The organism is Silvania hatchlandensis (genome assembly GCF_025564065.1).
GTDB lineage: Bacteria > Pseudomonadota > Gammaproteobacteria > Enterobacterales > Enterobacteriaceae > Enterobacter > Enterobacter hatchlandensis.
In genome coordinates this window covers 20343-33461 of the sequence record NZ_JAMGZK010000042.1, presented here as the reverse complement: position 1 = coordinate 33461, position 13119 = coordinate 20343, and the positions used below count along the sequence as shown (strand labels likewise).

The window sequence follows — 13119 nt, the reverse complement described above, 5'->3', positions numbered from 1 at the left end:
AGTTATAAAAATGAAAAAAGTGCTTTTAAGCGCAGCAATCTCCGCCACTCTGGGCCTTACTGCTTTGCCATCGATGGCGCAAGATGTTGATTTACGTATGTCCTGGTGGGGCGGCAACGGCCGTCACCAGGTCACACTGAAAGCGCTGGAAGAGTTCCACAAACAGAACCCGGATATCACCGTGAAAGCGGAATATACCGGCTGGGATGGTCACTTATCTCGCCTGACCACCCAGATTGCGGGTGGCACCGAGCCGGACGTGATGCAGACTAACTGGAACTGGCTGCCGATCTTCTCCAAAACCGGCGACGGCTTCTACGACCTGAACAAAATGAAGGACGTGATCGACCTGAGCCAGTTCGATCCGAAAGAGCTGCAGTCCACCACCGTTGACGGCAAGCTGAACGGGATCCCAATCTCCGTGACCGCGCGCGTGTTCTACTTCAACGATGAAGCGTGGAAAAAAGCGGGCGTTGAATACCCGAAAACCTGGGATGAGCTGAAAGCCGCCGGTAAAGCCTTCGAAGGCAAGCTGGGCAAACAGTACTATCCGGTGGTGCTGGAGCACCAGGATACGCTGGCGCTGCTGAACTCTTACATGATTCAGAAGTACAACGTGCCTGCGGTCGACGAGAAAGCGAAAAAACTCGCCTGGAGCAAAGAGCAGTGGGTTGAGTTCTTCCAGACCTATAAATCACTGGTTGATAGCCACGTGATGCCGGACACCAAGTACTATGCGTCGTTCGGTAAGAGCAACATGTACGAGATGAAGCCGTGGATCGAGGGTGAATGGGGCGGTACCTACATGTGGAACTCCACCATCAAAAAATACTCCGATAACCTGAAGCCACCAGCAAAACTGGAGCTGGGCAGCTACCCAATGCTGCCGGGTGCAACCGATGCGGGCCTGTTCTTTAAACCTGCACAGATGCTCTCAATTGGTAAATCGACTAAAAACCCGGAAGCTGCAGCGAAAGTGATTAACTTCCTGCTGAACAGCAAAGAAGGCGTTGAGACCCTGGGTCTGGAGCGTGGCGTACCGCTGAGCAAAGTGGCGGTGAAATACCTGACTGAAAGCGGCGCCATCAAAGAGAGCGATCCGGCGGTTGCGGGCCTGCGTCTGGCGCAGTCTCTGCCAACCAAACTTTCCGTATCGCCATACTTTGACGATCCGCAGATCGTTGCCCAGTTCGGTACCTCTCTGCAGTACATCGACTACGGTCAGAAAACCGTGGAAGAAGCCGCAGCCGACTTCCAGCGTCAGGCTGAACGTATCCTGAAACGCGCAATGCGCTAATTACGGTCTTATATCAATACCCTGGCGCTTCGGCGGCGGGGTATTTTTTTATCTGAAGGGTCACAAAAGGACTGAAAAATGAAAGGCAAAATCATCCCGCTGTCATTTCGCACGCGTCAGGACAGCATTACCGGACACGACGTTATACGGATGACGCCCCCGCACATTATTTGTCACCGCAATTACTTCTATCAGAAATGTTTTACCCGCGATGGCGGCAAGCTGATTTTTGGCGGCGCGTTTGAAGGCCACTGGAACTACTACCTGCTGGATATCGCCAAACAACAAGCCACCCAGCTGACCGACGGTGCCGGGGACAATACCTTTGGCGGCTTCCTCTCGGCTGACGATCAATCGCTCTGGTACGTAAAAGAGAGTCATCAGCTCAGGCGCGTCAGTCTCGACAGCCTGGAAGAGCACGTGGTGTATGAGGTCGACAGCGACTGGGTCGCCTACGGCACCTGGGTGGCGAACAGCGATTGCACAAAGCTGGTGGGCATTGAGATCAAAAAAAGCGACTGGCAGCCGCTCACCGACTGGCGCAAGTTCCGCGATTTTTACTTCACCAACCCGGAATGCCGCTTAATCAATATCGATCTGCAAACCGGTGAACGTCGGGTGATGCTGCAGGAAAAACGCTGGCTCGGGCACCCGATTTACCGTCCGTTCGACGACAATACGGTGGCGTTTTGCCACGAAGGCCCCCGCGATGCGATTGATGCGCGGATGTGGCTGATTAACGAAGACGGCAGCAACCTGCGTAAGGTGCGCCAGCACGCAGCGGGCGAAAGTTTTACCCACGAATTCTGGGTGCCGGACGGGTCTGCGCTTTATTACGTGGCGCACAAAGAGAACGATCCACAGCGCTACCTGTTCAGCGCCGATCCGCAGACGCTGGAAAACCGCCAGCTGATGGCGATACCGCCCTGCTCCCATCTGATGAGTAACCACGACGGTTCGCTGATTGTCGGCGATGGCGCTCCGCACAACACCGGTGATATCAGCCTGAACGATCCGTTTATCTGGGTGTTCGACATCAACAAGGGTACGCAAACTGCGGTGTGTCAGCATAACACCAGTTGGAAAGTGCTCGACGGCGATCGTCAGGTGACGCACCCGCACCCGTCGTTTTCGCCGGACAATAAGTGGGTGCTGTATACGTCGGATGAAGAAGGGATGCCTGCGCTGTACCTCGTTGCGGTCTGATGCCCTCACTCCACCCTCCCCCACGGGGCTGAGGGATCCCCACAAAAAAATTGGCACGGTCGGCTCCCTCTCCATTCAGGGAGAGGGTTGGGGTGAGGGGGAGCATGCGGCTTCGGTGGTGGTTCCGTTCACTTTACGTTCATTGCTTCTCTGGAATGACCGAACCGGTGAACGTGCCATGGCGGCTCAATCGCCGCCGCCCTGGCAACCCGGGCTCCCGGCAAGAAAATCGTCGCTACGCGATGCCCTCAGCTTATTCCTTTCGGCTTTCGGGTCGTGCGTGATCCTACATCCATGTAGGTCACGCCCTCTCGGCGCATCCCTGCGCCTCGCCCCGGCCTACAGGAAACGCTTCGGCGATTTTCAGCCGGACCAATCAATCGCTGTAAGTCTCTTAATATCCTGTAACCCCTCTTTTGCTTTTAGAACAAGAAAATTACTGGGGATTCCTCAACCCACGGGGAGAGGGTGGTCCTGCAACCCGCTACAGGCCGATATCGCGAAGCTTCTCCCCGCTCATCAGCTTGCGTTCGATGTGTTCCAGCGTCACGCCTTTGGTTTCTGGAACCAGCCAGAAGGTGATCCCGATAAATACCACGTTCAGCACGGTATAAAGCCAGAAGGTTCCCGCTGCGCCGATAGAATCCAGCAAGGTCAGGAATGTGGCTCCGATGATCATGTTCGACACCCAGTTGGTGGTGGTGGAACAAGTAATCCCGAAGTCACGGCATTTTAATGGCTGAATTTCAGAGCACAGGATCCACACCACCGGGGCGGCACTCATGGCGTAACCCGCAATGCACATCATCGTCATCCCCACGGACAGCCAGGATAAACTGCTGGAGGCGGTACCATTATCAAACTGCATCAGGCAATACCCGAGGATCAGCGTCCCCAGCGCCATCACGCTAAACCCAATTTTGAGCGCGGGCTTACGGCCCGCTTTATCGACGGTAAACACCGCAATAAAGGTGGCGAACATAAAGGTCAGCCCGACCACCAGCGTAGCGACCATCTGCTGTTCGGTGGTGGTGAAGCCGGCCATTTTGAAGATGCGTGGCGCGTAATACATGATGATGTTCATACCGGTAAACTGCTGCATCGCCTGCAACAGCATGCCGAGAAATACCGCCCGGCGCACGTTGCGGTTGATTTTGAACAAAGCCCAGCCGCCCTGCTTGAGCTTGAGGCTTTCGCGGATCTCGTTCAGCTCTTCACGCGCTTTCTCAGAGGTATCGCGCAGCATCCGCAGCACTTCTTCCGCTTCGACGTGACGCCCTTTTTGCGCCAGCCAGCGTGGGCTGTTGGGTAAAAAGATGACCAGCACAATCAGCAATACCGCCGGCAGCGCCAGCACGCCCAGCATCGCGCGCCAGTTGCCGCTGTAGCTGAAATACGTATCCGAAAGAAAGGCCAGCACGATACCCAACGTCACCATCAGCTGGTACATGCTGATCATTTTGCCGCGCACGTTCTCGCTCGCCATCTCCGAGAGATAAAGCGGTGCGGTGTAGGAGGCAATCCCCACGGCCACGCCGAGCAGCACGCGCGAAAGCAGTAACGCCTCAACCCCGGTGGCAAACGCAGAGCCCAACGAGCCGGCCACAAACAGAATGGCGCCCACCATCAGGCTGTATTTTCGGCCCAAACGGAATGAGAGCCAGCCATTGAACAAGGCCCCCAATGCCGCGCCCAGCATCATACTGCTCACCACCCACTCCTGCAGGCGATTGCTTAACGTAAAGTGATCGGTAATAAAAGGCAGCGCACCGGCAATGACGCCGATGTCCAGCCCAAACAGTAAACCGGCCACCGCAGCGGAAATGGAAACAAACTGGTTCATCCTTCGGGTATCGCGAAGGGCGCGGGGCATAAAAGTAGCGTTGCTGATAGATGTCATATTTTCCTGCCTGAACAGCGTAAGACGTTAAACGAAATTACGAGAAAGCCAGAGAAAGTGTCAGGGCGTATAACGTGAAGATATGGATTTATTGGCTGGCAGGTGTCGTTCTGTGATGGACATTACAATTTCAACTCAGGATGAATAATCACCACTATTTGTTAATCACCTAATTTATAAACAATATATTTGTGATGAAGGTCATTTCACTAAAACACCTATGGATTTTTCTCTTTTCATCATATGGACAATGGATAATTGCGGGCAAAAAAAACCTCCGCCCGTGGGCAGAGGTCTTTCGGCAGGGGCGAGAATTAACGCGCCAGCCAGCCACCGTCAACCGCTACGGTGTAGCCGTTGATGTAGTCAGACGCGCTGGAGGCCAGGAATACCACCGGCCCCATCAGGTCACTTGGCAGACCCCAACGACCCGCAGGGATACGCTCAAGGATTGCCGCACTGCGCTCTTCGTCAGCACGCAGCTGCTGGGTGTTATTGGTCGCCATGTAGCCCGGTGCGATCGCATTCACGTTAATGTTGTGCTGCGCCCACTCGTTCGCCATCAGACGGGTTACGCCCATTACGCCGCTTTTAGATGCGGTGTAAGACGGAACGCGGATGCCGCCCTGGTAGGAGAGCATGGACGCGATGTTGATGATCTTGCCGCCGTTGCCCTGCGCGATGAAGTGCTTCGCAGCAGCCTGCGCCATGAAGAACACGCTCTTGATGTTCAGGTTCATCACGTCGTCCCAGTCTTTCTCGCTGAAGTTGATCGCGTCGTCACGACGGATCAGGCCAGCGTTGTTGACCAGAATGTCGATATGACCGAATTCAGCCACCGCGCGCTCCAGCAGTTCAGGGATCGCGTCGATTTTACGCAGGTCAGCGGTCAGGCTCAGGAAACGACGGCCCAGCGCGGTCACGCGCTCGATGGTCTCCTGCGGCTCAACGATGTTGATACCGACGATGTCACAGCCCGCTTCGGCCAGACCCACTGCCATACCCTGGCCCAGACCGGTATCACAACCCGTAACGACCGCAACTTTACCCTGCAGAGAAAATGCATCCAGAATCATTTTTGTTCCTTAGTCTTTCGGCGCCTGAACGAACAGGCAAGTTTATGCTTAACTGTCCGCGACTAGCGCAGATCCTTGACGGCCACGTGGTCCATATCATCGAAGACCTGGTTTTCGCCAACCATGCCCCAGATGAAGGTATAGGCACGCGTACCTACGCCTGAGTGAATTGACCAGCTTGGGGAGATGACCGCCTGCTCGTTATGCATAACGATATGGCGCGTCTCCTGCGGCTGACCCATCATATGGAATACACAGGCGTCTTCTTCCATATTGAAGTAGAAGTACACTTCCATGCGGCGCTCATGGGTATGGCACGGCATGGTGTTCCACAGGTTGCCCGGATCCAGCTCGGTCAGACCCATGCTGAGCTGGCAGGTTTCCAGCACATCAGGAACGAAGTATTTGTTGATGGTGCGGCGGTTGCTGGTGAGGTTGTCACCCAGCGTGACCGGAGAAACATCCGCAGGGGTCACTTTTTTGGTCGGATAGGTGGTGTGTGCCGGGGCGCAGTTATAGTAGAACTTCGCTGGCTTGCTGCTATCGACGCTGGCAAAGACCACTTCCTGCGCGCCTTTACCCACATACAGGGCATCGCGTGCGCCGATTTCATAGCACTGACCGTCAACGGTGATGGTGCCCGGGCCGCCGATATTAATCACACCCAGCTCGCGACGCTCCAGGAAGAAGCTGACGCCAAGCTGTTTGCCCACTTCGCCACCGACAGAAACCGTTTTGGCCACCGGCATGATGCCGCCGACAATGATGCGGTCAATGTGGCTGTACACCATGGTGTACTCATCCGCGACAAACACTTTCTCGACTAAAAACTCATTACGCAGCCCCTGGGTATCCAGCGTTTTCGCATGCGCACTGTGGATGCTTTGTCTGACTTCCACATTAACCTCCAGAATTAATCGGCCTTAACGACCAGGATAATTTACAAAACGACGTTCCGTTTTCTTGATGGACACATATTATCTGCTGTGAAATAGGTTTTCAATTACATTTAAAACGTTGTTTCACTTTTTCTGTTTGTTATTGTCAAAAATGCAGTTCGGATCACGATTGTTAGGGGATTGACGAACAGCCTCCACGATTGATACTTAATGGGTAGCTTAAAATCACAATTAAAAACAGTATCTTATAAAAATCATCAAAAATGTCATTGGGGAACACTTTTACGAAGTCTGCTAAAAAACATTCCGCTGAAGACTGGCTTTTCCTTCAGAAGTGCGCCACCAGTCACACACATTGAAACGATGTTTTGATATTTTAACACCCAGTTTTTAAACTCATATTTTATCGATCGGACCGCAGGGCGATCCCTGCCGTCGAATTCAAGGAGTGCATCATGGCAAAAGGTATGCGGGTCAAACTGAACTATGACGTCAGCCGCGATCCGGATACAGGCGTGGAAATTACCCGCCTGACCCCCCCTGAAGTAACCTGTCACCGTAACTACTTCTATCAGAAGTGTTTTTTTAACGATGGCAGCCATCTGCTTTTCGCCGGGGAATTCGACGGTCACTGGAACTACTATCTTCTCGACGTGAATAAAGCTGAAGCGGTGCAGTTGACCGAAGGCTCAGGCGACAACACTTTTGGCGGCTTCCTGTCCCCGGATGATAAATCGCTCTACTACGTTAAGAATGATCGCACCCTGCTGGAAGTCAATCTCACCACTCTGGTTGAGCGCGAAGTGTATCGCGTCAGCGATGAGTGGGTCGGCTATGGCACCTGGGTGGCAAACAGCGACTGCACCAAGCTGGTGGGGATCGAAATTGCGAAAAGCGACTGGACGCCGCTGAACGACTGGAAAATCTTCCACGACTTCTTCCATAAAGGCCCGCACTGTCGTCTGCTGCGCGTAGATCTGCAGACCGGTGAAAGCAGCGTGATCCACGAAGAGAAAAACTGGCTCGGCCACCCGATCTACCGTCCGTTTGACGACAGCACCGTCGCGTTCTGCCATGAAGGCCCGCACGATCTGGTCGACGCGCGCATGTGGATGGTGAATGAAGACGGTAGCAACGTGCGTAAAGTGAAAGAGCACGCGGAAGGTGAAAGCTGCACCCATGAATTCTGGGTGCCGAACGGCTCATCGCTGATGTATGTTTCGTACCTGAAGGGTCAGCAAGGTCGCACTATTTACAGTTTCAATCCGGATACCGGTGTCAACAAAGCCGTTATGCAGATGCCAGCCTGTTCTCACCTGATGAGTAACTTCGACGGCACGATGCTGGTGGGCGATGGTTCCGGTACGCCGGTGGATGTGAAAGACACCAGCGGTTACACCATCGATAACGACCCGTATTTGTACGCCTTCGATGTGGCGAAGGAAGCTTACTTCCGCATCGCCCGTCACGATACCTCCTGGGCAACGGTGGCCAATAGCCGCCAGGTGACCCATCCGCATCCATCCTTTACCCCGGATGATAAAGCGGTTCTGTTTAGTTCCGATAAAGACGGCAAGCCTGCGCTCTATATCGCGAAACTTCCTGAGCAACCTGAACTGTTGCGTGAGTAATAAAAGTTTGTGTTTCTGTAACTGGCCTTGCCCTCCTTTATGGAGGGCTTTTTTTTGGCCCGCGCTCCCTGACAAATAATGAAGACAGTACCAGGAAGGGCATATATTGCGGGCATAAAAAAAACCGGCTCATCTGAGCCGGTTAATCCCGGAGAGGTATGACTTTTTATTAGAAGGAATACGCTACGCCGACACGGAAACGGGTTTGACGCTCGTCGGTGGTTTTCACACCCACGTTACCCACTTCGGTATACGGGGACCAGTTTTTATCCAGTTTGTACGCCAGCTTGACGTTATATTCCTGGGAGTAATCTTTGTTGTTATTACGGATGTTGCCTTCGGAACTTTTCGCGTAAACATAGTTCAGCTCGGTACGGAAGTCGCCCATCACCCAACCTACCCACGCATCGCCGCGGTTAACTTTGTCATCTTCTCTGTCAGGAGTAGAAGGATAACGGGTGTATTCATAGCGGTAACGACCGGAAATGTAGAAACCATTGTCGAAGCTGTATTGCGCTTGCAGGAAGGGTTTATAAATCGTATTGCTCTCTTTACTTTCTACCGTAAAGCCCGGAGTCAGAGAGATATTTTTATCTGCTTTCCAGCGCCAGCTGATCTGATCTTCGTGGCCGTTACCTACCATATCTGAGAACGGCTGGTCAGTTTTATCGCCACCCGATTTCCATTTAGCTTCGACAGAGAAGCCAAAACCATTATCAAAACGATGCGATACCGACACGCGGTCGGCGTTGGTGCCAGTATCGATGTATTCGTGACGCAGATCGACGGTTACAGCTTGAGCTGCGAAAGATGCGCCAATAAGTGAAGCGAGGACCAGAGATTTCTTAAACATGAAAAACCCTCAATTAAAATTACGTTTCGTTTTTATGGAACTGCATTTTATTTTTTAATAAACGTAATTTTAGTGATCCTGATCGAAATTATTTGTTTCATTTTTTTTGGCAAGGCAGGGCGTGACTGTCATCAACAAAAGAGGGGTCTTAAGGGGGATTAAAACGATCGCGATCACACAAATCCATTATTCAAATGAGAGTGATTACGTTTAGAATGAATAGAAATCTTAAGAATGTACTGAGAGAGGTAAAAATATGACAGGAGTCACAAAAGAATAAGCCTCCATAAATGGAGGCTTATATTTTGATGTATATCAACGAAAATTATCGTTCTATTGCCAGCGCCACGCCCTGCCCGCCGCCAATACACAGCGTCGCCAGCCCTTTGCGGGCATCGCGTTTTATCATCTCATGCACCAGTGAAACGAGGATCCTGCACCCTGATGCGCCGATCGGATGCCCCAGGGCAATGGCTCCGCCGTTAACGTTCACCCGGCGTTCATCCCACTCCAGCATTTTGCCCACCGACAGCGCCTGTGCGGCAAAGGCTTCATTCACTTCAATCAGATCAACATCCGCCAGCTGCCAGCCTGCCCGCTCCAGACAGCGGCGGGTTGCATACACCGGGGCGATCCCCATTAAGGCCGGATCCACCCCGACGCTGGCGAAAGCTTTGATGCGCGCCAGCACCGGTAAATTCAGCGCTTCGGCTTTGCTTTCGCTCATCATCATCACTGCGGCTGCCCCGTCATTAATAGAAGAGGCGTTGCCGGCAGTCACCGAGCCGGTCAGTTCAAAGGCCGGGTTCAGCAGCGCCAGCCCTTCGGCGCTGGCATCCGTGCGCGGCTGCTCATCGGTATCTACCAGCTGAGCCTCGCCACCCGGCTTTTGCGCACTCACCGGCACGATCTCATCGCGAAAGCGACCCGAATCGATGGCAGCACGCGCTTTATGCTGCGAGCTCAGGGCATAAGCATCCTGCAGCTCGCGGGTGATGCCATATTCCCGCGCCAGGTTTTCGGCCGTGACGCCCATATGGTAATCGTTGAACGCATCCCATAAACCGTCGTGTACCAGGCTGTCGATCAGCTGGCTGTTGCCGAGCTGCGCCCCGGTGCGGCTGTCGGTCAGGACATGCGGGGCGCGGCTCATGTTCTCCTGGCCCCCGGCAATGACCACATCCGCTTCCCCGCACTGGATCGCCTGCGTCGCCAGGTGCAGCGCCTTCAGGCCGGATCCGCAGACGTCGTTAATGGTAATGGCAGAGACGGTGTTAGGCAGTCCGCCTTTCAGCGCGGCCTGGCGGGCAGGGTTTTGCCCGGCGCCTGCTGTCAGCACCTGGCCCAGAATCACCTCGTCGATCTCGTGTGCTTCGATCCCGCTGCGCTCCACCAGCGCCCGGAGCACCACGCTGCCGAGATCGACTGCCGAGTGACCCGCCAGCGCCCCCTGGAAACAGCCGATGGCGGTGCGCAAGGCACCCACTATCACCACCTCTTTCATCTCTACCTCTGCGCAAAATGACACCGGACATAGTAGAGGATTGTTATCAACAATTTGTGTAATTGTTTAAAATAAGTGAGTTTTATCACAAAGGTTCCGCCGTCGGCGAAGCGGCATGAGAGGTACGGCTTTATTTTATTGGCGAGAGTGTTTGCTTTATCACGCCTTAACGATAAGTTAAGAGATGCAAACACGCGTTTACACTGGAGTAACAAATGTCCGACTGTATCATTCCAGAAATAAAAGAATCAGAAGAAGAAATCATCGCTATTCGTCGTTATTTACACGCCAATCCTGAATTAAGCCTAGAAGAGTTTAATACCAGTAATCTGGTCGCTCGCCAGCTTGAAGGCTGGGGATATCAGGTGACCCGGGATATTGGCAAAACCGGCGTTGTCGGTTCCCTCAGCAAAGGCGATGGCAAGAAATCCATCGGCCTGCGTGCCGATATGGATGCCCTGCCGATCCTCGAAGCCACCAATTTACCCTGGGCCAGCACCGTACCCGGTAAAATGCACGCCTGCGGTCACGACGGTCATACCTCTATTTTACTGGCCGCCGCCAAATATATTGCCTCTGACAGCTGTCAGTTTAACGGCACCGTGCACCTTATTTTCCAGCCTGCCGAAGAAGCAATTGGCGGGGCTGATTTAATGATTAAAGAGGGGCTGTTTGACCGCTTCCCCTGTGACCGTATTTTTGCCCTGCACAATATGCCTTACCTGCCGACCGGTAAATTTGGCTTCTATGAAGGCAACTTTATGGCCTCTGCCGATACCGTAAAAATTACCCTGCAGGGTTACGGCGGTCACGGCGCCCATCCGGAACGCACCGTCGATCCGATTGTCACCGGCGCGGCATTGATCATGTCCCTGCAAAGCATTGTGGCGCGTAACGTGCCGCCGGGAGAGACCGCGGTGGTGACCGTCGGCACCTTCCAGGCGGGTATCGCCTCTAACGTGATCCCTGACAGCGCAGTGATGGAGCTGACGGTGCGCTCAATGAAGCCAGAGATCCGCGAGTTACTGATCCGCCGTATTCAGGAGATCACCGACTTCACCGCCCGCAGCTACGGGGCCACCAGCGAAATCGAAATCTATGACTCCTATCCGGTGCTGGTGAACGATGCAGAGCAGACGGCGTTTGCCCGCCAGCTGGCCATCGAATTCTTCGGACAGGATGCGGTCCTCGACAGCGTTTCGCCGTCCAACGGCAGCGAAGATTTCGCCTTTATGCTCCAGCAGCGTCCGGGCAGCTATTTCTTACTCGGCAACGGGGAGAAAGGCGAAAAAGGCGGCTGCATGGTGCATAACCCTGGCTACGACTTTAATGACGAAATCATCACCACCGGGGCCTCATTCTTTGCCCGTTTAGTTGAAAACTATTGCCGTTAAGACAGGGACATATAATGAAAAAATATTTTTTACCGCTGGTGGCATTAATGGCGGCGTCATCCGCTTTCGCAGGCGAGATCAAAGAGCTGCGCTTTGGCGTGGATCCAACCTTTGCCCCTTTTGAATCCAAAAATCCGCAGGGCGAGGTGGTCGGTTTTGATATCGATCTGGGCAATGCGATCTGTAAGCAGCTGCAGGCGAAATGCGTCTGGGTTGAAAGTAACTTCGACGGCATTATCCCGTCGCTGAAAGCGCGTAAGTTTGATGCCATCCTCTCCGGGATGTACATCACCGAGAAGCGCAAAGAGCAGATTGCCTTCAGCGATAAGATTTATAGCGGCCCTGCCTTCCTGGTGGCGCGTAAAGATAGCCTGCCGGGCAACAGCGTCGATCAGCTGAAGGGCAAGACGATTGGCGTGGAGCAAGGTTCCGCCCAGGAAACCTATGCCAACCAGCAGTGGCGCGGCCAGGGTGTCAACGTGGTGGCTTATCAGGGCGCTGACCAGGTGATTCGGGATCTTGAGTCCGGGCGTATCGACGGGGCCGTACTCTCCGGCGTGATGGCGGAATACAGCTTCCTGAGCCAGCCGCAGGGCAAAGCGTTTGCCTTTGTCGGCGGCGCGCTGCAGGACGATGCCCTGTTTGGTGCCGGAGCGGCCATTGGCCTGCGTAAAGAGGATGACAAGCTGCGTCAGGAGTTGAACGGCGCGCTCGCTGCGATCCTCGCCGATGGAACCTACAAAAAGCTCGCCTCGCAGTACTTTAGCTTCGATATTTATACCGGCAAGTAATGACACTCCGCCCTTCAGCCTTTGAAGGGCGGATATTTCCAGTGCTGCGTTAAAGCGGGCGAGTATCCATTTAACGGATCCTGCTCAGGAAACGGAAGCGCAACGATACGCGCCAGCATTGCCGGTGTCGCAGCCTGCTTACACAGATCGGCATCCGTCCCCGGCGGATAAGCCCCCACCACCAAAAAATCGCGCGTTGCAGATAAACGACAGTGCCCGGTGCCCGCAGGCAATAAAAGTGCGTCCCCCGCTTCTACCTCGATCACTTCTCCTCCTGGCCCACCCATCAGCAGGCGCGCCGCCCCCTGGGCAATACCTAAAACTTCATGAGCAGTAGAGTGGTAATGGTGATAGTCGAAAACCCCGTTGCGCCACTGGGGCGGCCAGCCGTTATTGGCAAATCGGTGTTCAAACCGGCTTGCAATATCGCCATCCGGTATCGCCCCTTTATAGATCAATACCGGCAAATGGGGATTATTCGGCATCCAGTCCCGGGCTGAAAGCATCAGCGTCTGAGGCGTAATCATATTTTTAGCGCCCATGGGTCTTCTCCGTCGATCAACACACG

General features: G+C 53.9%; 11 protein-coding genes. 5 read left to right on the top strand and 6 right to left on the bottom strand.

Going from position 1 to position 13119, the window contains the following annotated elements; all coding sequences use genetic code 11:
- Window positions 1-10: 10 nt before the first annotated feature.
- Both M8014_RS06085 and M8014_RS06080 read left to right on the top strand, forming a co-directional pair.
- Window positions 11-1297, top strand: a complete 1287-nt coding sequence (locus tag M8014_RS06085) for an ABC transporter substrate-binding protein (protein WP_271281639.1) — start codon at window positions 11-13, stop codon at window positions 1295-1297.
- A gap of 78 nt (window positions 1298-1375) precedes the next feature.
- Entirely contained in the window at window positions 1376-2503 is a 1128-nt protein-coding gene (locus tag M8014_RS06080) for an oligogalacturonate lyase family protein (RefSeq protein ID WP_271281638.1), read from the top strand.
- 484 nt (window positions 2504-2987) lie between these two features.
- On the opposite strand, the gene araE is transcribed toward M8014_RS06080, so the two are convergent.
- The 3 genes from araE to kduI all read right to left on the bottom strand — a co-directional run bounded on the left by araE (window position 2988) and on the right by kduI (window position 6378).
- Entirely contained in the window at window positions 2988-4421 is a 1434-nt protein-coding gene (gene araE / locus M8014_RS06075; RefSeq protein WP_271281741.1) for an arabinose-proton symporter AraE, read from the bottom strand.
- Window positions 4422-4717: 296 nt separating this feature from the next.
- On the bottom strand, window positions 4718-5479 hold the full coding sequence (gene kduD / locus M8014_RS06070; protein WP_271281637.1) for a 2-dehydro-3-deoxy-D-gluconate 5-dehydrogenase KduD: 762 nt from the start codon (window positions 5477-5479) through the stop codon (window positions 4718-4720).
- A gap of 62 nt (window positions 5480-5541) precedes the next feature.
- Window positions 5542-6378, bottom strand: a complete 837-nt coding sequence (kduI, locus tag M8014_RS06065) for a 5-dehydro-4-deoxy-D-glucuronate isomerase (RefSeq protein WP_271281636.1) — start codon at window positions 6376-6378, stop codon at window positions 5542-5544.
- Window positions 6379-6833: 455 nt separating this feature from the next.
- Between kduI and M8014_RS06060 the strand changes: the two genes are divergently transcribed.
- On the top strand, window positions 6834-8009 hold the full coding sequence (locus M8014_RS06060; protein ID WP_271281635.1) for an oligogalacturonate lyase family protein: 1176 nt from the start codon (window positions 6834-6836) through the stop codon (window positions 8007-8009).
- Window positions 8010-8178: 169 nt separating this feature from the next.
- On the opposite strand, the gene M8014_RS06055 is transcribed toward M8014_RS06060, so the two are convergent.
- Window positions 8179-8862: an oligogalacturonate-specific porin KdgM family protein gene (locus M8014_RS06055; protein ID WP_271281634.1), complete on the bottom strand. Its 684-nt coding sequence runs from the start codon at window positions 8860-8862 to the stop codon at window positions 8179-8181.
- 325 nt (window positions 8863-9187) lie between these two features.
- On the bottom strand, window positions 9188-10366 hold the full coding sequence (locus tag M8014_RS06050; protein ID WP_271281633.1) for an acetyl-CoA C-acetyltransferase: 1179 nt from the start codon (window positions 10364-10366) through the stop codon (window positions 9188-9190).
- A 215-nt stretch (window positions 10367-10581) separates the two neighbouring features.
- Here M8014_RS06050 and M8014_RS06045 point away from each other — a divergent pair, with 215 nt between their 5' ends.
- The gene (locus M8014_RS06045; protein WP_271281632.1) at window positions 10582-11760 is read left to right on the top strand and encodes a M20 aminoacylase family protein; all 1179 of its coding nucleotides are present in this window, start codon (window positions 10582-10584) and stop codon (window positions 11758-11760) included.
- A gap of 14 nt (window positions 11761-11774) precedes the next feature.
- Window positions 11775-12551: an ABC transporter substrate-binding protein gene (locus M8014_RS06040; RefSeq protein WP_271281631.1), complete on the top strand. Its 777-nt coding sequence runs from the start codon at window positions 11775-11777 to the stop codon at window positions 12549-12551.
- A gap of 14 nt (window positions 12552-12565) precedes the next feature.
- Here the strand turns inward: M8014_RS06040 and M8014_RS06035 are convergent, their stop codons facing one another.
- Window positions 12566-13093: a cupin gene (locus M8014_RS06035; RefSeq protein ID WP_271281630.1), complete on the bottom strand. Its 528-nt coding sequence runs from the start codon at window positions 13091-13093 to the stop codon at window positions 12566-12568.
- Between the last annotated feature and the right edge of the window lie 26 nt (window positions 13094-13119).

Excerpts from the sequence above, each read along its gene's own strand:
- M8014_RS06085 (WP_271281639.1), top strand. The coding sequence starts at position 11 with ATGAAAAAAGTGCTTTTAAGCGCAGCAATCTCCGCCACTCTGGGCCTT.
- M8014_RS06080 (WP_271281638.1), top strand. The coding sequence starts at position 1,376 with ATGAAAGGCAAAATCATCCCGCTGTCATTTCGCACGCGTCAGGACAGC.
- kduD (WP_271281637.1), bottom strand. The coding sequence starts at position 5,479 with ATGATTCTGGATGCATTTTCTCTGCAGGGTAAAGTTGCGGTCGTTACG.
- M8014_RS06060 (WP_271281635.1), top strand. The coding sequence starts at position 6,834 with ATGGCAAAAGGTATGCGGGTCAAACTGAACTATGACGTCAGCCGCGAT.
- M8014_RS06055 (WP_271281634.1), bottom strand. The coding sequence starts at position 8,862 with ATGTTTAAGAAATCTCTGGTCCTCGCTTCACTTATTGGCGCATCTTTC.
- M8014_RS06050 (WP_271281633.1), bottom strand. The coding sequence starts at position 10,366 with ATGAAAGAGGTGGTGATAGTGGGTGCCTTGCGCACCGCCATCGGCTGT.
- M8014_RS06045 (WP_271281632.1), top strand. The coding sequence starts at position 10,582 with ATGTCCGACTGTATCATTCCAGAAATAAAAGAATCAGAAGAAGAAATC.
- M8014_RS06040 (WP_271281631.1), top strand. The coding sequence starts at position 11,775 with ATGAAAAAATATTTTTTACCGCTGGTGGCATTAATGGCGGCGTCATCC.
- M8014_RS06035 (WP_271281630.1), bottom strand. The coding sequence starts at position 13,093 with ATGGGCGCTAAAAATATGATTACGCCTCAGACGCTGATGCTTTCAGCC.